Source organism: Allomuricauda sp. R78024, from assembly GCF_044596045.1.
In the GTDB taxonomy this organism is placed as follows: domain Bacteria; phylum Bacteroidota; class Bacteroidia; order Flavobacteriales; family Flavobacteriaceae; genus Flagellimonas.
Map to the genome: position 1 here is coordinate 2,219,058 of NZ_CP138995.1, position 20,588 is coordinate 2,239,645.

At 35.3% G+C, this 20,588-nt stretch carries 27 protein-coding genes; 4 read left to right on the forward strand and 23 right to left on the reverse strand.

The window, feature by feature from the left end:
* Positions 1 to 49 precede the first annotated feature (49 nt).
* Positions 50 to 919, reverse strand: coding sequence for a helix-turn-helix domain-containing protein (locus SJY44_RS09855; RefSeq protein ID WP_396589584.1), 870 nt, complete (start codon positions 917 to 919; stop codon positions 50 to 52).
* A gap of 252 nt (positions 920 to 1,171) precedes the next feature.
* The gene (locus tag SJY44_RS09860) at positions 1,172 to 1,687 is read right to left on the reverse strand and encodes a DUF2892 domain-containing protein (protein ID WP_298925349.1); all 516 of its coding nucleotides are present in this window, start codon (positions 1,685 to 1,687) and stop codon (positions 1,172 to 1,174) included.
* Positions 1,688 to 1,858: 171 nt separating this feature from the next.
* Between SJY44_RS09860 and rpmH the strand changes: the two genes are divergently transcribed.
* A complete protein-coding gene (gene rpmH / locus SJY44_RS09865; protein ID WP_082433296.1) occupies positions 1,859 to 2,017 on the forward strand; it encodes a 50S ribosomal protein L34 in 159 nt (52 codons plus the stop codon).
* 100 nt (positions 2,018 to 2,117) lie between these two features.
* The gene (gene carB, locus SJY44_RS09870) at positions 2,118 to 4,970 is read left to right on the forward strand and encodes a carbamoyl-phosphate synthase large subunit (RefSeq protein ID WP_396589585.1); all 2,853 of its coding nucleotides are present in this window, start codon (positions 2,118 to 2,120) and stop codon (positions 4,968 to 4,970) included.
* Between the two features lie 6 nt (positions 4,971 to 4,976).
* Here carB and SJY44_RS09875 read toward each other — a convergent pair whose 3' ends face one another.
* From SJY44_RS09875 to SJY44_RS09940, 14 genes are all read right to left on the reverse strand, one after another.
* On the reverse strand, positions 4,977 to 5,807 hold the full coding sequence (locus SJY44_RS09875; protein WP_396589586.1) for a hypothetical protein: 831 nt from the start codon (positions 5,805 to 5,807) through the stop codon (positions 4,977 to 4,979).
* A gap of 217 nt (positions 5,808 to 6,024) precedes the next feature.
* Positions 6,025 to 6,810 carry a hypothetical protein gene (locus SJY44_RS09880; RefSeq protein WP_396589587.1) on the reverse strand — a complete coding sequence of 262 codons (786 nt, stop codon included), beginning with the start codon at positions 6,808 to 6,810 and terminating at the stop codon, positions 6,025 to 6,027.
* A 79-nt stretch (positions 6,811 to 6,889) separates the two neighbouring features.
* On the reverse strand, positions 6,890 to 7,486 hold the full coding sequence (locus SJY44_RS09885; protein ID WP_396589588.1) for a hypothetical protein: 597 nt from the start codon (positions 7,484 to 7,486) through the stop codon (positions 6,890 to 6,892).
* A 136-nt stretch (positions 7,487 to 7,622) separates the two neighbouring features.
* On the reverse strand, positions 7,623 to 8,456 hold the full coding sequence (locus SJY44_RS09890) for a DUF2306 domain-containing protein (protein ID WP_396589589.1): 834 nt from the start codon (positions 8,454 to 8,456) through the stop codon (positions 7,623 to 7,625).
* Positions 8,457 to 8,487: 31 nt separating this feature from the next.
* Positions 8,488 to 9,174 carry a DUF4386 domain-containing protein gene (locus SJY44_RS09895; protein ID WP_396589590.1) on the reverse strand — a complete coding sequence of 229 codons (687 nt, stop codon included), beginning with the start codon at positions 9,172 to 9,174 and terminating at the stop codon, positions 8,488 to 8,490.
* A gap of 35 nt (positions 9,175 to 9,209) precedes the next feature.
* The gene (locus SJY44_RS09900) at positions 9,210 to 9,476 is read right to left on the reverse strand and encodes a hypothetical protein (protein WP_396589591.1); all 267 of its coding nucleotides are present in this window, start codon (positions 9,474 to 9,476) and stop codon (positions 9,210 to 9,212) included.
* 44 nt (positions 9,477 to 9,520) lie between these two features.
* Positions 9,521 to 9,973: a hypothetical protein gene (locus SJY44_RS09905; RefSeq protein WP_396589592.1), complete on the reverse strand. Its 453-nt coding sequence runs from the start codon at positions 9,971 to 9,973 to the stop codon at positions 9,521 to 9,523.
* A 60-nt stretch (positions 9,974 to 10,033) separates the two neighbouring features.
* Entirely contained in the window at positions 10,034 to 10,594 is a 561-nt protein-coding gene (locus SJY44_RS09910; protein ID WP_396589593.1) for a GIN domain-containing protein, read from the reverse strand.
* A complete protein-coding gene (locus tag SJY44_RS09915; RefSeq protein WP_298925372.1) occupies positions 10,581 to 10,949 on the reverse strand; it encodes a GntR family transcriptional regulator in 369 nt (122 codons plus the stop codon). Before SJY44_RS09915 ends, SJY44_RS09910 begins: the two co-directional genes overlap by 14 nt.
* Before the next feature lie 2 nt (positions 10,950 to 10,951).
* Positions 10,952 to 11,704, reverse strand: a complete 753-nt coding sequence (locus SJY44_RS09920) for a hypothetical protein (protein WP_298925377.1) — start codon at positions 11,702 to 11,704, stop codon at positions 10,952 to 10,954.
* The gene (locus tag SJY44_RS09925; RefSeq protein ID WP_396589594.1) at positions 11,688 to 12,491 is read right to left on the reverse strand and encodes an ATP-binding cassette domain-containing protein; all 804 of its coding nucleotides are present in this window, start codon (positions 12,489 to 12,491) and stop codon (positions 11,688 to 11,690) included. The genes SJY44_RS09920 and SJY44_RS09925 overlap by 17 nt, the downstream gene beginning before the upstream one ends.
* Before the next feature lie 143 nt (positions 12,492 to 12,634).
* Entirely contained in the window at positions 12,635 to 13,225 is a 591-nt protein-coding gene (locus tag SJY44_RS09930) for a hypothetical protein (RefSeq protein ID WP_396589595.1), read from the reverse strand.
* Positions 13,226 to 13,393: 168 nt separating this feature from the next.
* Complete coding sequence (locus SJY44_RS09935; protein WP_298925385.1) at positions 13,394 to 13,852, reverse strand: SRPBCC domain-containing protein; 459 nt, start codon at positions 13,850 to 13,852, stop codon at positions 13,394 to 13,396.
* Positions 13,845 to 14,174, reverse strand: coding sequence for an ArsR/SmtB family transcription factor (locus tag SJY44_RS09940; protein ID WP_396589596.1), 330 nt, complete (start codon positions 14,172 to 14,174; stop codon positions 13,845 to 13,847). The genes SJY44_RS09935 and SJY44_RS09940 overlap by 8 nt, the downstream gene beginning before the upstream one ends.
* 173 nt (positions 14,175 to 14,347) lie before the next feature.
* Here SJY44_RS09940 and SJY44_RS09945 point away from each other — a divergent pair, with 173 nt between their 5' ends.
* Both SJY44_RS09945 and SJY44_RS09950 read left to right on the forward strand, forming a co-directional pair.
* Positions 14,348 to 15,466 (forward strand): helix-turn-helix domain-containing protein, encoded by a 1,119-nt coding sequence (locus tag SJY44_RS09945; protein WP_396589597.1) that lies wholly within the window; start codon positions 14,348 to 14,350, stop codon positions 15,464 to 15,466.
* Positions 15,467 to 15,551: 85 nt separating this feature from the next.
* Positions 15,552 to 16,484 carry a hypothetical protein gene (locus SJY44_RS09950; protein WP_396589598.1) on the forward strand — a complete coding sequence of 311 codons (933 nt, stop codon included), beginning with the start codon at positions 15,552 to 15,554 and terminating at the stop codon, positions 16,482 to 16,484.
* A 146-nt stretch (positions 16,485 to 16,630) separates the two neighbouring features.
* Here the strand turns inward: SJY44_RS09950 and SJY44_RS09955 are convergent, their stop codons facing one another.
* From SJY44_RS09955 to SJY44_RS09985, 7 genes are all read right to left on the reverse strand, one after another.
* Complete coding sequence (locus SJY44_RS09955) at positions 16,631 to 17,218, reverse strand: hypothetical protein (protein ID WP_396589599.1); 588 nt, start codon at positions 17,216 to 17,218, stop codon at positions 16,631 to 16,633.
* Positions 17,215 to 17,715, reverse strand: a complete 501-nt coding sequence (locus SJY44_RS09960; RefSeq protein WP_396589600.1) for a YdeI/OmpD-associated family protein — start codon at positions 17,713 to 17,715, stop codon at positions 17,215 to 17,217. Before SJY44_RS09960 ends, SJY44_RS09955 begins: the two co-directional genes overlap by 4 nt.
* Before the next feature lie 69 nt (positions 17,716 to 17,784).
* Complete coding sequence (locus SJY44_RS09965; RefSeq protein WP_298925401.1) at positions 17,785 to 18,111, reverse strand: hypothetical protein; 327 nt, start codon at positions 18,109 to 18,111, stop codon at positions 17,785 to 17,787.
* Positions 18,112 to 18,184: 73 nt separating this feature from the next.
* The gene (locus SJY44_RS09970) at positions 18,185 to 18,880 is read right to left on the reverse strand and encodes a helix-turn-helix transcriptional regulator (RefSeq protein WP_396589601.1); all 696 of its coding nucleotides are present in this window, start codon (positions 18,878 to 18,880) and stop codon (positions 18,185 to 18,187) included.
* A gap of 126 nt (positions 18,881 to 19,006) precedes the next feature.
* The gene (locus tag SJY44_RS09975) at positions 19,007 to 19,447 is read right to left on the reverse strand and encodes a carboxymuconolactone decarboxylase family protein (RefSeq protein ID WP_396589602.1); all 441 of its coding nucleotides are present in this window, start codon (positions 19,445 to 19,447) and stop codon (positions 19,007 to 19,009) included.
* A gap of 66 nt (positions 19,448 to 19,513) precedes the next feature.
* Positions 19,514 to 20,089: a Crp/Fnr family transcriptional regulator gene (locus SJY44_RS09980; protein ID WP_396589603.1), complete on the reverse strand. Its 576-nt coding sequence runs from the start codon at positions 20,087 to 20,089 to the stop codon at positions 19,514 to 19,516.
* Between the two features lie 46 nt (positions 20,090 to 20,135).
* On the reverse strand, positions 20,136 to 20,588 hold the full coding sequence (locus tag SJY44_RS09985) for a GNAT family N-acetyltransferase (protein WP_396589604.1): 453 nt from the start codon (positions 20,586 to 20,588) through the stop codon (positions 20,136 to 20,138).

Consider the following 20,588-nt stretch of genomic DNA (forward strand, 5'->3'; position numbering starts at 1 on the left):
CAAATTTGCTGAGCTGTCCTAAAAATATTCTCTAAAGCTCAAAAGTAACCTATGAACTAGCATTTAGTTTCCTAAACTGATTTGGGGGCAACTTGTATTTTTCTTTAAAGGCTCGAATAAAATGAGATGTATTCTTAAATCCACTATCATAACAAATTTCATTGATGTTCAATTGGGTGTTAATGAGTAGCATTTTACTGTAGGTAAGTCTTCTATTAATGAGCCACTTTGATGGTGAGGTTTCAAAACACTTTTTGAAATCTCTCTTAAAACTTGAAAGACTTCGCCCTGATAGTTTTGCAAAAGCTTCGATTGGAAGATCATATTGAAAGTTAGCATTCATAATATTTTCAATACTAGCCTTCTTTTGATTTGAGATCTCGAGCAATAAATTTTTAAATGCGCTATTGTTTTTATTAAGGGTGATATTGTAAATCAATTCTTTGAATTTTAGCTCCACAAGTTCAGCCGGAATAGCTTCATTCATTGTCAGATATTGTAAAATACTCTGTATTAAAATCTGGAACGAACTGTTGGTCTTAATTTTTAATATACCATCTTCTGTAACTTTGTCTTGAGAAGCTTTTGATGATAAATGATTTTGCAAAGTAAATTTTCTGATGAACTCATCATTCATAAAAAAGAGCATAACGCAATAGTCTTCTTCAAGATATTGCTTTGTAGCATACACCCCTTTTTTAACAAATAGTGTATCACCTGCAGTAAGACCATAGGTTTGTTTAGGAGTTATCCAATCTTTACGACCGTTAATAACGTATGTGATTAAGTGAGATTTAGTCCATAGTTGAAATTTTTCAACATTTAATGGACATTTATATTCCACCAAAAGAAAGTCATTTCCAATATGCTTATTGAATTTGGGATGCTTTTTGAAAAAATCATACACATCTATTGTCATAATCTTTCGAAAATATTCTAGTTCAATATATGTATATAAACTATTGAATTCAATATCATATTTTTTCTATTTCAATTATATTTATAGTAGTGTTAGACTAAATTGAAATTATTGCCAACGATAAGCTAAGTGAAGTTAAAGGATTTTATTTTGAAATGCTAGGTTGACTTGATGGGTATATCCATCAATTTGACATATAGGGAACTTAACATTTAAAGAAGAGATAACAATCGAAAAGAAGCAAGTGAAAGCTTAGATTTTCTTCATCTGCTGTTGCATCATTTTAATCTGTTCGGTAAGCATATTGTTTTTATCCAACTTCTTTGCTTCCTGCAAAAGCTGGGTAGCTTCACGCTTTCTTCGTTTTTGCATGGAAATGCCGGCAAGGCTTAATTTAGCCATGGCAACATCATAATCCATGGTCAAACCTAACTTCAGGGCTTTTTTAAAGTACTTTTCTGCTTGAGTAAGATTCTTTTGGGAGTAAATGATGCCGTGCAAATAATTGTAGTAGCCTTGTTGCTTTTTTATTAGGGCAGATTCAGGATTTTTTATTTTACTCAACCATTTTTGGGTTCCTTCCATATCTTGTTTACGCATTCTTAAGAATGACATAAGAATCAGTTCATTTCTAAAATAAAGGAAAATGAATACAAGAGAAAGAAAAATCAATGCCACACCATTACCTATATACCCTTCAATGAACTGATAGATGGCATATGCAATGATTAGTACGGCTATAACAAGTTTTATATTTTTGTTGAACATATTTAGTTGGAATTTTGCCTTAATTTAAGAGGAAGCAAAAGTACTAAAAACTAATTTAAATATTTTCTTTTAGTGCTTGCCAAAGTAAAAACTCTTCGTATATTTGCGCCCAGAATTTTAGAAGAAGATTTTGATTTTCTTTCTAGAAAAATCCAATAAAAGAGTTCAGAAATGAAAAGAACATATCAGCCGTCAAAAAGGAAGAGAAGAAATAAACATGGTTTTAGAGAACGCATGGCGACTGCCAATGGAAGAAAAGTTCTTGCGAGAAGGAGAGCAAAAGGAAGAAAAAAACTGACTGTTTCCTCTGAGCCAAGACATAAAAAATAATGACTGTCAATAACTTTTAATTAAAGGTGCTACTTTTCAAGTTTAGCACCTTTTTTTTGACCTATTTTTAAATTTTTAACAACGAGTAACCCTATTAAGAATGCCAAAAAGAGACGATCTTAAATCCATTTTGATTATTGGTTCTGGTCCTATTATCATAGGCCAGGCATGTGAGTTTGATTATGCTGGTTCCCAAGCGCTTCGTTCACTTCGCGAAGATGGAATTGAAACTATCCTGATCAATAGTAACCCAGCTACCATTATGACAGACCCAACGATGGCTGATCATGTGTATCTAAAACCGTTGACTACAAAATCAATTATAGATATTTTAAAAAAGCACCCTAACATTGACGCAGTCTTGCCAACTATGGGAGGGCAAACAGCTTTGAATTTATGTATTGAAACTGATGAGAAGGGGATTTGGGAGGATTTTGGTGTTGAAATTATTGGTGTGGATATTGATGCCATTAATATTACGGAGGATAGGGAAAAGTTCCGCGAATTAATGCTTAAAATAGGTGTTGGCATGGCACCGCAAGCTACAGCAACCTCATTTTTAAAAGGAAAAGAAATTGCACAAGAATTTGGATTTCCGCTAGTTATTAGAGCTTCATTTACGCTTGGTGGGGCAGGAGCTTCTATTGTATATGAGCCTGAAGATTTTGATGACCTGTTAAGTCATGGGCTGGAAGTTTCACCTATTCACGAAGTGATGATAGACAAGGCTTTGATGGGGTGGAAAGAATATGAATTGGAATTGCTTAGGGATAAAAATGACAACGTAGTTATTATCTGTGCCATAGAAAATATGGACCCAATGGGAATCCATACTGGAGATTCCATAACTGTTGCCCCAGCAATGACTCTTTCAGACCGTACTTATCAACGTATGCGAGATATGGCAATCCATATGATGCGCAGTATTGGTGATTTTGCTGGAGGTTGTAATGTACAATTTGCCGTAAGCCCAGATGAAAAAGAAGATATTATTGCTATTGAAATTAATCCAAGGGTTTCTCGATCATCTGCCTTAGCTTCAAAAGCTACTGGATATCCGATTGCAAAAATTGCAGCGAAATTGGCCATCGGGTATAATTTGAATGAACTGAAAAACCAAATTACAAAATCCACATCAGCTTTATTTGAGCCTACTTTGGATTATGTTATTGTAAAGATTCCGAGATGGAACTTTGACAAATTTGAAGGTTCGGATAGAACATTGGGACTTCAGATGAAATCAGTAGGAGAGGTGATGGGTATTGGTCGTTCCTTTCAAGAAGCTTTGCATAAGGCAACCCAATCATTAGAAATTAGACGTAACGGTCTGGGCGCTGATGGAAAAGGTTATACGGATTATGATAAAATAATGCACAAATTAAAAGTTCCAAGTTGGGACAGGGTGTTTGTTATTTATGATGCTATTCAATTGGGTATTTCTCTCAAAAGAATCCATGAGATTACTAAAATTGATATGTGGTTCTTAAAGCAATATGAGGAATTGCATTTTCTTGAACAGGAAATTTCAAAATACACCATAGAAAGCTTACCAAAAACACTTTTGTTGGAAGCCAAACAAAAAGGCTTTGCAGACAGGCAAATAGCACATATGCTGGACTGTTATGAAAGTGAAGTTCATAGCAAGCGTACAAATCTGGGAATCAATAGAGTATATAAGTTGGTGGACACTTGTGCCGCGGAATTTAAGGCTATGACACCCTATTATTACTCGACTTTTGAAGAAGAAATAGAAACAGCGGACGGCACTAGGTATGTTGCTAATGACAGTGAAGTTACCGATAAGAAAAAAATTGTCGTACTTGGTTCTGGACCCAATAGAATAGGGCAGGGTATAGAATTTGATTATTGTTGCGTTCATGGGGTTTTAGCTGCTGCAGAATGCGGATATGAGACGATAATGATCAACTGTAATCCAGAAACCGTTTCAACCGATTTTGATACGGCGGATAAACTTTATTTTGAACCTGTGTTCTGGGAGCATATTTATGATATTATTCGTCATGAAAAACCTGAGGGGGTAATTGTTCAATTGGGAGGCCAAACTGCTCTAAAGCTAGCTGAAAAGTTGGATAAATACGGTATTAATATCATCGGTACGACTTTTAAATCCTTGGATTTAGCTGAGGATAGAGGAAGTTTCTCAACCCTATTAAAGGAAAACAATATTCCTTATCCAAGATTTGGTGTTGCAGAAACTGCGGATGAAGCTTTGGAACTTGCAGATGAGTTAAATTTCCCATTATTGGTAAGACCTTCATATGTTTTGGGGGGACAGGGAATGAAAATTGTTATCAATAAAGAAGAGCTAGAAGCCCATGTTATTGATTTGCTAGGTAAAATCCCAAACAATAAGTTGCTTCTAGATCATTATTTAGATGGTGCTATAGAGGCAGAGGCAGATGCAATATGTGATGGAGAAGATGTGTATATCATTGGTATAATGGAGCATATTGAGCCGTGCGGGATACATTCAGGAGACTCAAATGCCACGTTGCCGCCATTTAATCTAGGAGAGTTTGTAATGCAACAAATTAAAGACCATACACGTAAAATTGCTTTGGAATTGAATACTGTTGGGTTAATCAACATTCAATTTGCCATTAAAGACGATATGGTTTACATCATTGAAGCAAACCCAAGGGCTTCTCGTACAGTGCCGTTTATTGCAAAGGCATATGGAGAGCCTTATGTGAATTTTGCAACAAAGGTGATGTTGGGAGAGAAAAAAATCAAGGATTTTGACTTTAAGCCACATTTGGATGGATATGCTATAAAACAACCCGTTTTTTCTTTCAATAAATTTCCAAATGTGAATAAAAACCTTGGACCAGAAATGAAGAGTACCGGAGAAAGCATTCTATTCATAGATAGTTTGAAGGATGATGAATTCTACAACTTGTATTCTCGAAGAAAGATGTATTTGAGCAAGTAATGGTGTTTATTGTTGTGTCATTTGCACTGCATCACAAGTGCCAACGAAAGGGATTCCATTTGAGCCAAATGCGTAGGTTATAAGTCCTACATATACATTGCTTCCAAAAGTGGGTGCGGTGCCAGGTAATGCTCCTGTTTCATTGTAGAGCTGCCAGTTATCTGCTGTTGTTTCGTAGTCTAGGTTTGGAGTTTGCCAATACACTGTTATAGTTTGTTGTTGATTACCAACTATTCTAATATCTGCTCTACCATCTGGAACAGTGTTGGCACCAATATCATTGACAGAAGAGTTGCCATCAACTGTATTTTTGCCTTCAATGGTGAAATAGGTATTACCCCTATGACCAACAACTACATGTGCCGAGTTAAATGAATCTAAACTTTCCACATGAATTTGAACTCCAGAAAATACGTAAAGAGAATTCATGGGGCTCGGTGCAATTTGAGAGTCGTCCAAAGTGCCAATACCAATATTTCTAGCAATGAACTCAAATGGAAAAGTCATCAGTTTTGCATCCAGTCTTCCCTGATCATTGTTAAAATGGAGTGTTACGTCATTAGTATTGTCTGTTAACTCAGCCCTATATCTTCCATCTACTCTACCCACTTGTGGTAATGCTGATGCATTATTTACAACATAATCAACCAAATCCCCCGTTCCATCAAAACTATCCGTTATAAAGGAGTTGTTAGCGTCATCTGGATTTGTATTGGTCCCTTCTTCTACTTCTTCAGGTGATTCCTCATCCGATGCAAAAGGCTCTACGCTATCTGTTGAACACCCAAATATTATGAATAATAAAAACAACGCTATTAAAAAGAGTTTCTTTTTCATAAACCAGTAGATTTCTGATTTATAACGAAATAGAAGGTTGTGAAGTATACCGTTTATCGAAAACACAACCCCTTCAGTTGGATTTTGAACAGCTTTATTATTTTGAAGAACAGAGTATTGGGAATGTTAGGGCTGAAAATGTTTCAAACCCTATCTGTATAACGAAAATTGTGGGTATATTATCTTTCCTGAAAGGACAACAAGAGGATTTAACGACCTATTTTTTTAAGGATTTCTCTACCCTTTCTATTCGTTCCGTAAGAGTTTTAACCAATTCGTTTTGCTCAATTAGCGCTTGACTAGCATTTTTTAGGCTATCAATTTCCTTTTGTTGCTGAATGGTGTAAAGAGTTAACTCTTCTATTTTTTGAAGTAGTTTAGCATCCATTTCTCCTAAATGAATTCCGTTCTTACCAATTTCCGATGCACTAGGTATATTTGGAAGATGACCATTTCTTTGGATATAGTTTTCAACCTTCTGAAGGCTTGGTAACAGATAGTCTTTTTCAAATACAAAATCTGGCCATCCATCGCTTTGTAGTTTCACTGTGACTCCCTCAGTAATTATACTTCCAACTACAGCTAAGGAATACCCCGTAGGAACGGTTGCTATGCCTATGCCCACGTTTCCAGAACTATAGGAAACATCATTTCCTGTGGTAGTCCATTGGGAATTTTGGACTGATGCCCCGTTCAAAAAGATACTGGTAGCATTTAGGGATCCATCCACATCCAAAGTAAAACCGGGGGTGTTGGTTCCTATTCCAACATTTCCAGCATTATAGAAGGAATCGTTCCCATTTAAGCTCCATACAGGCCCCTCAATTGGAGTTCCGTTAACAAGAAGTTCGGTTGCATTGATTGAACCAATTACTTCTAAATCATATTCAGGAGTTAGGGTGCCAACACCTACATTCCCTGATGCAGGAAAGGAGTTTTGCCCAAAAGCGAAAATGCTAAAAAGAAAGAATATGGATGTGTTAAATAAAATTGTTTTTTTCATTACCTACTTGCCAAAAAGTTATCTACTCGGTATAAGAATTAAAGAATATGAATTATAAAGCATCAAACAGAAAGTATTTTTATTCGTATTCTCTTAGCTCAAATGATAAATTGGTAAAATCATCCGCAAAGGCATTAATACCATTTTGTAATTCTATTCGTACTTGATTGTTCCCTACAATTTCACCTCTTACTCCTGTATGGGTAGTAGGCGTTGTATAAAAGATTACTGTTTTTCCAATATCAATTGTGCTATCCAATGCACCAACATATTTTCCTTGAGATTCTCTTGTCCAAACAATATTTAACCCAAGGGTATTTTCCAGTACGGAACTTTGTGGGTCATTTGTACCGGTCTGATTTATCAATGAAACATATGATAAATAGGAAAGCCCCGCGGTATCTGCATTACAAAGAAACTCAGATGTGCCCACTTCAGAAGCCTCTAACACTCCATTATCATTTAAATCTAAACCCGCCTCTATTTTAAACCCTCCATTGGTACAATTACTTCCAGGTTGTTCAATAAGCGTAGTGATTAAGCTGTTTAGACCATCCGTGCCGTTGGTTCCATTGGTTCCATTTGTACCGTCAGTTCCATCTTCTGGACTACATGCCATAGAAGAAATCAAAATGACTACTAATACACTAATTTTTTTGGTCAAACTCTTTTTCATGGGTTATTATGCTCTTAAACTCGCTATTGGCAAAAGTAGGAAACCATTTTTATAAGATATTAGTTTAGCGTGGTAAAGTGCAAAATATTAGATAAAATGCATTGAATTTGCTTTGTTGTAAAATTAGACAATGGTTTCACCCTATTCTAGGTAGCCACATGCTCATGGTAGCAGCAAAAATGCCAACTGCAGTAATGGCTGTAAGCATTAACAATCCTGCAGACATTAAAATTTGTGTTGTTTTAGTTTTCTTTTTTTGAACTAGAAAATAAAGCTCAAGTATGGCAAGAGGGATTAAGTATTGACCAAACCCTAAGAAAACTAGGAACGGGCCTCTAAATGTTTCCGGGTCAAAACCTACAGGCCCTTTATTTACAAATAGCCAAAACATGAGGCCAATTCTAAAGAACCAAACTCCCGCCATTGCAAGAAATAACCTAAGGGCCCACCGTCTGTGGACATCTATTTTTCTTTTAATGGCATTTCGTATTGCCAGATATGTAAAAATCATAATTAAGATTCCGTTGATGCTCACACTAATATCACCAATAAGACCACTTATTGTTCCTTTGGAGATTACCATATACACTCCGCTTAAACTTATTATAAAAGCAGCAGATATATAAAAACGACCGTTCCAGCGGTGCAATGAAGGTGCATGTTTTCTTAGCTGCGGAATAAACTGAATTGGCCCTCCCACCATAACAATGACTGCAAATAATAAGTGGATGGCAACAGCCAGATTACCCATACTTTCCCCTTCAATGTATCCGTGGGGCAGCACACGGTTCCATTTCATAAAGTCATTATCAATGGCAGCTCCCCCATAAAAGGAAGCAACATAAAAGGCAAAAATCCACATACCTAATACTGCAATTATAAACCATAGTTGTGCGGAAGCATTCAATACTTTGGATTGCCATGTGCTATCTGGTTTGACGACCTTGATTTCATTTGTTTTTGTAATCATGATTATTCGTTTTTGATTGATGAAAAAGTGATTATTGCGTTTTGGGAATATTTTGAGTTGTATTGAAACCCTTGGCGATAAGCCATCCCATAAAGGCAATCATATGGATCCCGTTTTGAGAAAAGAAGTAGAAACTGGGATTTATATCAAAAATATTTAACCAAGATGCAATGAAGACCAAAGAGATTGCTACCATACCCCATGCTGACAAAAACCGAGGGACAAGCTTTGTTTGGAATAAAAAATAGTAAAGGGAAAAGGCCGCTGATGCGTAGAGCATTAGACTCATAAAGTGAGCCCAGAAATACTCTTCAATTTTCAGTAGTCCAAGAGTGGAAAAAAGCTCAGTGTCGGTTGCTCCTGTACTCACAAATTCATTGGTTAAAGATAATAAGCTCAGATGAGTAATATTGCTGAATACAATAACTGCGAATTGTACTAGCCAGATACCAAAAAACCATAAGGCAAAGCTGTTTTTATACTTTTTTATGGCAGGGAAAAGTATTATGGCTATCACTAACCAAAGTGCACTTGTAAGTATATCTAAAAGAACAGCAATTCGCATTTGAAAAGAATTTTGAAAAATTTCATTTAAAAAGTCAGAAGATGCTACCATTGAAGTGGACAATCCTCTCAACACTACCGAAGGGATTCCCAATGCCATTATTAGAAGTAATAGAAAACCAATAGTTCTGCCTGTTTTTTGATTTGATTCCATGATTGTTCGTTTTTTGATTGATGATTTTTCTTTTGTTAGTAGTTGTAAATTTTCTTTTTTGCACATTCAAATTCTTCTAAATATGCCATTTTTTCGACTCCTCTATTAAAATTTAATGTCAAAAAAGCCAAAGCTTTTCTTGTCTCTTTATATGCAAATTCTGTGTCCTTTTTTCTCTTGTTGGAAATACTCAAGGCTATTCCTGTGATCAAGATTAAGAGACCGATTAGTACTGAAGGCAACAGTTTTGATTTATGTGCTAATATTCCAGCATCTGAGTGGACGCTTGTTCTTTGTTTCATGACTATTTGATTTTTGATTATGATTGATGAATAAACTCAGTTCCCTAAACTGTAGCTGTTCTTAATTTAAAAAAGGGGATAATGTAATGGTCAAAGACATACCTCCATGGAATAACAATAATGTCTAGAATAACGGCTACAATGCATATCCAAAAGAAGGATTCCGCTTCAGGTGTTACCAATGATGCCTTTTTCATGGGCAAATAAATGCCTAAAGCCCAAGTTGCTTTATATGCCAGTTGCAAGAAAAGCAGTGGTAACATTTTTAACGGATATCGAATGCCAATACCCATTAAAGTAGCATAAGAAGCCCAAAAACTAAAAGCAACACCAGTAATGTAGTCTAAAGGCTCGTTAGGAAAAAGTATGTATTCCCATGCCTGAAAAGCAAGCCCAATAAAAGTGAGTAAATAAAGACCTCGCATGAGTATCAGTCTGAACTTAGACGGATTTTTAGGAATGGGATTGCTCGAATTTTGATTTGTGGTTGATTTCATGGTTGTTCGTTTTTTGATTGATGATGATTGATGATGATGATTGTTCGCTTATTGATTATATTATTCTTCTTTCTTTTTGTTGCTGAACTCAACTTGATTGATTTTTCCTTTAATGTTTACTATTCCGGTTGATGTGTTTTTATGCTTCAAAAGGTTATAGGATAATTCTAAGTCTCCCGAACTTTCATCAGAAAACATTAGATTTAATTTTTCTCCAGATACCTTCCCTAAGGTTTTAAAATGTGCTTTGCCACCCAGACTTAATGATGTGAGTTCTGGATTGTCAATACGAATGGTTATGCTGTCTTTCTTTTTTAGGGATTTGGTTATTTCTATTATTAGTTCTTCGTTCAGTACAGATGTATGTATAGAATCAATAAGATGATTTGGCGCCTCAATAGTTAGGCTGGGTGTTTCCTTTTGTTGATAAAGGACTTTAATACGACTATCAATCGAAATACTATTAAAACTGGATACCAATCTATTTTCGGAAACCATTCTTGCCGGAACTTTGTTGGCATCTCCTTCTCTAACATAACTATGAACTGACAGTTGGAATGCTAAAGAAAAAAAGAGCAAAGCACCCAATGCACTCAATAAAATCAGATTACTTTTTTTCATTTTCTTGTTGGTTGTATGTGTTTTTCAAGTCATCAAATGAGATATTTAAAAGGATCATTTTTTTAAAAACATCCGGTAACATGTGCTGCATAAACTCCTTTCTTTTAATGTCCAATACCTTTGCATAACCATTTTCAGACACAAAGTATCCAATCCCTCTTTTGTTATAAATCACTTCTAAATCTTGTAAATGATTAAAGGCGCGTATTGCCGTGTTCGGGTTTACTTCTACCATCATTGCAACTTCCCGCACAGAGGGAATTCGCTCATCTTCTTTCCAACGTTTTATCAGAATGTTTTCGTAGAAAAAATCCACAATCTGTAGGTAAATAGGTTTGCCATTATCAAAATCCATATTTATACCTCCTTTTCAGTCATTTTAAAATAGGCTACTGCAAGCATTATAGGGCCAAACAGTAAGCTATAGAACCATTTGCCCATTACAGAAAGATCTTCACCGGCTTTATCAATTGCTTCAGAACCTATGGTCTCACCTGAAAAGACTCCATAACTATGGTTAAATATTGCAAAAAGGATAAAATTGAATAATAAGAAACCCAGAACCAGTAGGCCTAAAAGCAATATGGTCTTCCCAATTCTGTTTTTTGCAAATGTGATGGCCCCAACCAAAAATATGGGTTGAATCACAAAATATACTTTTATCACATTCCAATAATGCTCGGTAAAGATTGATAGCACATTAAAGTTTGCGTTGAAGATGACTGTTCCTACTGCAATGGCCAACATTCCCACGAATATTGCCAACAAAGAAAAAGCGACAGTGTAAATAATAGTTACCGTGAACCATTTTGCAGCAAGCCTTTCTGGAATTGATATAGGAAGGGATAGGTATAAATGGTTTGATTTAGTATCGTTAAACTCTTTAAAAAGAGAAAAAGTGAACAGAATTCCCATTGGAATATAGAAAAGTCCAAAAATCCCAAAAAATTCTTCTAACCCTAGCTGTTTATCCCATACCATGTTAAGTATACAAAATAGAAAGAGCAATACCGCAGTGACTAGAAAACCGGTTATAAAAGTGCTCTTATGAATGGTTAAATCACGACGTATAAACTGGCCAATTCTTGAAAGACTAAACTCCTGTGCCATGATGGATATTTTTTAGAACTGTATTTATTTTATTAGGCTCACTCAACACACCATTGAACAAGAGTTCAAGATCTACTTCGGTTTCTTCTCTGTCATTTCTAGTTAAAATGGTTTTGCCACCAAAAGATGATTCAGAATAAAGAATGGAGGGCTCTTCGGGATTGGGGGCTTTTCCAAACCAAAGACCTTCCGAAACTGTTTCCAAAGATTGATTAAAAACTACATGGGCATTGTCCAAAATAACCACATGATTGATAAGGCTATGTAAATCTCTAACTTGATGTGTAGAAATAACAATACACGTTCCTTCATCCACGGCTGAAGCCATTACTTTTCTAAACTGACTTTTTGAAGGGATATCCAATCCATTGGTTGGCTCATCCATTAAAAGTACTTTGGTGTTTGTGGATATGCCAAATGCGATAAGTACTTTTTTCTTCTGTCCAAAGGACAATTTAGATATTACATTGGCAGGGGAGAGTTTAAACTCTTCTATAAGTTCATAGAACTGTTCTTTTGAAAACTTTGGATAAAAAGGGGACTGTACTTTTTCAAAAGTTGCAATGGACAAACTGGGTAATTCAAAATCCTCTGGGACAAAAAACACATGTTGTAAGGCCTCTACATTTCTTTTTTTTGTGCTTTCACCTAGAAGAGCGCAAGTACCAGATTTAGGAAAGAGCAGCCCAGTCATAATCTTCATTAGGGTACTCTTGCCCTCTCCGTTTTTACCAAACAGGCCATAGATATTGCCTTTGTGTAAATCCAGATTAATGGATTTGAGCACTGGGCGGCTATTTGGGTAGTTGAAATTTAATTGTCTGACCGTTAACATTTATAGTGTATTAGATAACTAGAACACTGCAAATGTATTTAAAAAATCCATACGACCAAATATTTTTTAAAAAAGTAACTGATTTTTAGAGGGTTCTAGTTAATTAAAGCAAAGGACTTAGTAATGTTTTCAAAGTCTGCTCTATAGGTGTCCTTCCTGTTTAGCATGGTCCACGCCATAATCATATAGACTTTTTCATCACCTTCAATAAATGTTAAGAAATAAGTGATTTTATCCTCTATTCCTTGCACCTTCCCATCAATTTCTAGCATTTCCGCATCTAGACCATTAATCTCCATACTTACGGGAGTGGTCTCATTTTCTATATTCATACTTTCGGCAAACAACTGTAATTGTACATCTCTGTAGTTTTCCACTAAGGAATATTTATCGCTGTATTGATCCAATTCCTTAAAAACATCAACAAATTCTTCTTTTGGTTCATCAATGACTATAACATATGCTTCTTTGAAAACATTCTGATATTGCAAGGAAGCGTCATCATTAAGTTCTGATGTTTTCCTCATATATTTTGGGAGACTTACCTGATATTCGTTGTTAATCTCTATTTGATTGAAATTTTCAATATCAGAAGTGCCTTCTTTTTCCTTTGTCTTAAAATTTATACATGAAGTCAAAGAAAAACCTAGAATGATGAGCAGTAGGATTGTGGAGATTTTTTTCATGGTGGAAAGTTGGTTATTGGTTATAAAAACGATTATTGCATTATAATGTTGTAATTAGGTTTATTGGAATTTTGTTCAGCTTTTTCACTGAAGCTTTACAAAATATAAAATGTGCCATAAAAAAAGCCCCACTAGTTGGGGCTTGAATTAAACTGAAAGATTTAGTTTTTAGCTATTTTGTAAAAATTCATGAAGTCTTTCAAAAACTGAACCCCAACCGTTGTAGAAGCCCATCTGTTCTTGTTGTTTGCAATACTCCTCCGTCTCATGAACACAATTAAAGGTAAAATGGGTCTTTTCACCGTCTGCTTCAAAGATGGCCTGTATTTCCACTCCTTCCGTCATTGGTTTAAAGTTTGCAGTGGATACTATTCTTTTGTGCATGACAATTTCAGAATACACACCATCTGCGATAAATTCATTTCCGTCGGGCATTCGCATAGCGTACTTCCAATTTCCACCAACTGTAAAATCATGCTCAAGAACTTTGGTTTCCATTCCTTTTGGCCCCCACCATTGAGCAACGTGCTCAGGTTGGGTCCATGCTTCCCATACCAATGCAATAGGGGCATCAAAAGTTCTCTCTAGGGTTAATGTTCGGTTTTTGGGATTGTTTACTTCACTCATCTTTTTTGTTTTTATTCTGTAATTGGGTTAGGTAATTCTCAAAAGAATCCAGCTTTCCTTCCCATAGGTCTCTGTATTGATCTATCCATAAAAAAGCGGGAATAAGTTTTTTGGGTTGAATCATGCAATAGCGTTCCCTTCCTTTTTGATTAAAGGTCACAATACCGCATTCCTCCAATATTTTTAAATGTTTTGATATAGCCGGCCTGCTCACATCAAATTTTTCGGCCACTGTATTTACGGTCAATGCTTTTTTGGATAAAAGCTGAATGATATCTCTACGGACAGGATCTGCAATGGCTTGAAAAACATCTCTTCTCATCTTATAAGTAACCGATTGGTTACAAATATAAATGTAATCATTCGGTTACACAAGTATTTTTAAAAGGGTCACGAACAAATTCATGGTAATACTTAATTTTAATACATGTCATTGTACCCAACAACACCTTTTTAAGAGTATTAAAGGTTACTTTTAATCTAGCAAAACAGTTTATGCAATCATTCAATTTTATAGATATCATATTGTTTCTTGGGGTCAGTCAAGGACTTTTTTTGTCTATTTCCCTTCGGCTGGTGCATAATCGAAATAAGTCGGCAAATAAGATGCTTTCATTTCTATTGCTGATTGCGGTTTTAATGCTTTTTGGAAGAATTTCGGCATTTCGTATCCCAGAAAGTTGGGTTTGGCGATTTGGAGTTTTAATAGATACCACTGTTTTTCTTTTTGGACCATTTATTTATACTTATGTTAGAAGGTTAGTTTTTAATGAAGTACCTACATTTAGTTTAAAATGGTGGCATTATATTCCAGCAGTTTTGCACTTGGGGTATTACTTTTGGACATTAAGTATTCCGTTGAAGGCATTTAATACGCTCTACTTTTCAGGTAACTTGAACTTGATGTTTTTTATCGTTGAGGCAACGGGCTTGGTTTTATTTATTTTTTATTGGTTTAAGACCTTTTTCTTGATAAACCAGTATTCCAAAGAAGAGGAGAAACATTTATCATATCATCAGAGCATCCATCATTTTTTGGTTTTCTTACTGTCTACGTTGGGCATTTTCATGATGCTCTGGCTGATTAGCTTTTTAAGCGTTAATTTTCTTCGCAAGCCTTTTGTTTACATTAATTATGTGACCATGTGGATATCCACGCCAATATTTATCTATGTGGTAGGATATTTCAGCTTGCGCCAACCTGAAATCTTCAGAATTCCTTTTCAACACAAATCAAGGTCTGAAAAAAATCGCCTAAGCCCAGAAGAAATCCAGAAACTTCAAAAACGACTTCATTATTTTATTGTTGAAGAGAAAGTATTTCTTCTACCTGACCTTACATTGAAAGGTCTCGCAGATAAATTGAATACCTCTTCCAATAATCTATCTTGGCTTTTGAACCAAGCCTATCAAACTAGTTTTTATGACTACATAAACAAGTATAGAATTCAAGAATTCATTAATAAGGTAAATAACGGGGATCATTTAAAAAACACACTATTGGCGATGGCGATGGATGTTGGTTTCAATTCCAAGTCTACGTTTAATCGCGTTTTTAAAACAACCATGAGTACTACACCAAGGAGTTATGTGAAAAACAGGAACGTGGCCTGAAAAAAGGTGTCATTGTGTCCATTGCGTCGATATGCATGCTTACCATCTTTAGTTTTGAGAAATAACAATTTAAAACTGCAACAAGATGAAAACAAGTATTGTATTTTTTAGACCTCTATTGGTTTGCTTAACTTTTTTTATGCTAAGCTCCTGTATTGATGATTTTGAAGGAGGAGGGTCAAAGTCAAAGAAGGTAAAAACTCTTTTTGGAGCAGATTTCCCTGCAAATGATGGATTATTTGTTTCAGCAGATGGTACCATATTCGCTTCCAATTTTGGGATGTTTGACTCAGACCTCGGCAAGTATAGTGGAACGCAGGTATTTCAAATTGATCGTAATAGATCCATATCGGAAAAGGCCAGCGGTTTTGAAGCTCCAATGGGCGGTGTGATGGACAGCCACGGAAATTTTTATTTTAATAATGAGAATAATAATGATGCCGTTTCAGGAATTTTGATAAAAATAACATCTGATGGTTCTTCGTCAGAAGTAGGGGAAATAGCTGGTTGGCCATCTGGATTGGCCATAGATAACTATGATGTTATTTATGTTGCCAATTTTTTTGCACCTACAATACATAAAGTTAGTACTGACGGAACAATTTCTGTTCTAGCTACGGATGATAGACTTTTTGGGTGTGTGGGAATAGATGTTGACAAAGATGGAAACATTATTGCATCAAACTTTTTTACAGCTGATATTTTGAAGGTCACCCAAGACGGAGAAGTTTCTTTAATTGCCAACATTCCCAATACTACTCCAAATTTTGCTATTGGGTACATGACCATTTTTGAAGATAATATTTATGCTACGGGTATTGATCAAGACGTAATTTATAAAGTTTCCTTTGATGGAAGCACAGAAATTTTTGCTGGTACAGGTGAAAGATCTACTACAGATGGCAAATTGAGCGAGGCGACTTTTTCCCGACCTAATGGAATAGCAGCGGATGAAAAACGTAGAATCCTGTATATATCACAATTTGGTGAACCAGGACTTCGGATGATCAAATTTTAGTGCTCATTAATAAACCCGTTATGTTTTCACTTCACATAGTGTTGAAATATGACGGGTTATCTAGAAATATAACAAAACAAAGATGTCTTCAATTTCATAGAATAACTAAACCCGGGGCAAATCTTGAGAATTTATTTTTAGATACTTTATTCCAAACTATCTAGAGTAGAAGTTTTGTTGTTAAATAACTCAATAGCCTTCATATAATTTTCACCTCCCTTTTTGGTCTGATCATAAAGAAACCCATTCAAGTCAGGATGATTTTCCTCAATCCAACTTACAAGTTCAGCTCTGTTTGCACTCCATTTATCGTCATGAAAAACAACATATTTTACCATTTCAATGCTTTCCACTTTGCCTGAATTGAATTTGAGATATTCTTCAAAAATTACAGGCTCCTCATTTAAAAATTGTATTCTTTTGTCGGTTTTCGAGACCCTGACTTGAATACCATTTGTGCTTTCTGAAATGTTCAGGATTTTATATTCTGGCTTAAAAACGGAATCCCATTGTAGCCAATTTTTAAATCGATCTTTAGACAATACACTGCTATCCCCGTTTTCGTATCTTCTTACACTATCTAAGAAAACATTTGTTGCTGTTTTAAAATCATTATCATTTAACGATGTATAAAAAGATTTGGCCGTTTCTATTTTATCAACCTTCTGCATGTTTTTTTTACATGAACTAGCTATGATCAAAATCAAAAAAAACTGTACAATTCTAGCACTCATTCTTTTACCTCTTTGTCATACAAACTTAAACGTTTTGTCAATCTATCCATCATTTTTATAATCCTGACTGCTTTGGTTCCATCTGATTTTGCGTCATAAATCCAATCTAAATATGCTTTTTGTTTACCCTCTGTAAAAGAACGAAAGGTTGTAAAAAGCTGTTTGGGCTCATTTTTAAAACATTCCAAAATTTCACATGGAATCTCAAGTGATGAGTTATCTGGATAGAGTACCACTTTTACATAATCACCATCTCTTTTGTTGATTTTCTTTCTGATTTCTGCCTTAACCGGAAGAAAGAGCTGTCCATTGCCCATAGGCATGAGTTTGTAATGTTTTAAAGGATAATCGTCTATGGAACCTCTTACTTTTACCCATCCAAATGGAGCCTTTTTATTTTGCAGAACCTCAGGAATAGCCGCGTATGTCCAGCCGCCTTTACCTGGAAACTTTTGAAGCAGGTATTCTTCGTCTACAAGAGGCTTTTCCTTCTTCATTTTTAAGGGGAATTGTGGTAATTAGAAAGAGACACCTTTATAGAGGCGCTTCTTAATTGGTCATTAACTTTAGTAGCTACGAAGTATTTCAAAATGGGAAACACCTTGTTCTGATTGTGAATGATCAACTTCTTCCATAAGTTCAAAATACGCATGGCAAGCTGGATTCTTTTCAGCATTGCCCAATGCATTTTTTGCATCCTCAATAGTTTCCCAATACACCAAATCAATATAGTTTCTATCGAATTTTTCGAGCAAATCCCTTTTTAAAAAACCTTTTTGATTTTGAAGAAAATCCTTTTGTAGCACCTCGGAAGCTTGCATTAATTCAGCTTCTGTAACTCCTTCCTTGATGGTAAAAGGAGCCCATTCTAACAGTTGTTTGTTCTTGTTCATTTTTTGATGGTTGTATTCTTTTCTTTAGAAACAAAAATAAGAGAGGTGAGTGTCAACCGTATGTCAGTAGTATCTAAGAATAATTTTCCAATTGCGTATTAAAATATTCTTCCATACTGAAAGACTTGGCTTTTTCGGAAGTAGATGGCAATGTTTCTAGTTCTAGGATTCTATCCAATCTAAAATTTCGGATTTCATTCCTATGATGGCAAAAGGCAATTAAGATCCAATTATCGTCATTAAAATAAAGTCCTAAAGGTTCTACGCTTCGTTTGGTCACTTGATCACTATGTATGGTGTGATAGGTAATGTCCAGTAAGCCAAATGAGGTGATGGTTTTCTGAATTTCTGAAAGAAATTTGCTGGTGGAGGAAGTTGCATTTTTGTTGTAATGGATTATCCTACTTTCCAATAGTTCAACCTTTTCTTTCTGCCCATTTTTTAAGACTGATTTTATTTTGGTCAAAACAGAAGCATAGTTTTTTATGATGGAACTTTCTGCGTTTTGATGAACAAATCTTTCCGCAGTGACCAATGCATTTGCTTCCTCTTCTGTAAATGAGATAGGAGGTAAGTTATACCCATCTACAATAAAATAACCTGTTCCAGCTTCTGAACCAATTGGCACCCCTGATTCTTGCAATGTTTTTATATCGCGGTAAACAGTGCGTAAACTAATATCAAAACTAGAAGCAATTTCTTTTGCGGTAATTACTCGTTTGGATTGTAGTTTTACTAAGATGGCTGTAATTCTTGTTAGTCTGTTCATTTATTCAGAATAAACTTAAGGGTTTTGATACGTTGCTAAGCAATGCATTCCATCTATAAATTTACTGAGATAAAGTTAAAAACGGCTCGGATTTCCCCAAACCGTTTTGTTCTTAAAACTGCTTTTTTAATCCCAAAGTGGTTTGTGAGTGCTTATTGCAACTCGGTTCCAAACATTTATGACCGAAATAGCCATGATAATCTGTGAAAAATAATGTGCATCAAATTTTTCAATAGCTTTTTTATAAGTTTCATCTGTCAATCCACCCTTATGAATCAGAGTTACTTCTTCGGTAATTTGAAGAATAATTTTTTCTTCTTCAGAAAATACATCCGCTGTTTCCCATGCATCCAATAGAAAAAGACGTTGTTGACTTTCACCATTTTTTAAGGCTTCTTTTGTATGCATGTCTATACAAAAAGCACATCCATTTAATTGGGAAGCTCTAATTTTTATTAGCTCGTAATGCGCCTTTCCCAATCCACTTTGTTTCATATAATCCTCTAAACCAAAAATCGCTTTATAGGCCAAAGGTTCTGCTTCATCAATTTGAATTCTTCTATCCATTTTTAGTATGTTTTTGAATGTTGATGCGAAGTTATATGCACCAATTCTCAAAATACTTAAACCCGTTTAAGAACGTTTTTTTGCTCTTATTTCACTTACATATTCTGGTGTTAGGCCCAAAAATGAAGCAATTAGATATTGGGGAACGCGTTGGGCAAATAGTGGAAACTGTTCGGTAAAATGAAAGTAGATCTCCTCTTTAGTAAGACCGAACAAATACCTCATTTTCACCAAAGCAGCGCCATAGGAAATTTGATAAATGGTCCGGAAATACTTTTCAAGTTGTGGAAATTCTTTTAATAATTGCTCTTGTTTGCCGTGGGTAATGGTAAGCAGCCGTGTGTTCTCAACCGCTTGAATGGAAAAATCTGTTGTAGTTTGATTTAGATAAGCCAAATCATCTGTCATCCACCAGTTTTCAATGGCAAATTGAACAGTACGTTCTATACCTTTATCGTTTACAAAAAACATATGGAGGCAGCCATCCAAAACAAAATGATTGTCCTTGCAGATAGAGCCGGCTTCAACTAGAACCTCTTTTTTCTTCACAGTACGCAGCTCAAAATACCGAAACATTTTTTGAAAATCATCTTCTGTTAATTCTACATATTTATTAAAATGGCGGAATAGTTGTTTTGGCATTTTTTCTAGATTGAATTCAAATATGTATTTAACACGATGTTGCTGTTTATTCTAATTCAAGTTCGTAAATTCTAGACTCTTCACCCCAAGGGTGGTATCCTTGGCCTATATATGTAAAACCATATTTCTCATAGTATCCAACATGTTCGGTACACAAATATAAATGGGCAAACCCTCCCTCTTTGGCATCAGTTTTTGCCTTTTCCAAAAGTAATGCTCCATAAGCATTGCCCCTGTACTTATCTTCAATAAATACTGCACAAACCCAAGGGTATAAATCCCCTCTACTTATAAAATCATTGGTTATAAGCCCAGCGCAACCAATTATTTCGTCACCTTTTTTTAATAAATACCACTGCGGTAAAGGATTCCTTGACTCGGTACTATGACTTATGCAATCTTCATATATTATGGGCAACACACTTTTCCATTTGGCTTGGAAATATGCAATGGCTTTAGCTTTATAGCTAGGGTCTTCCCTTACGGAGATTATTTTCAT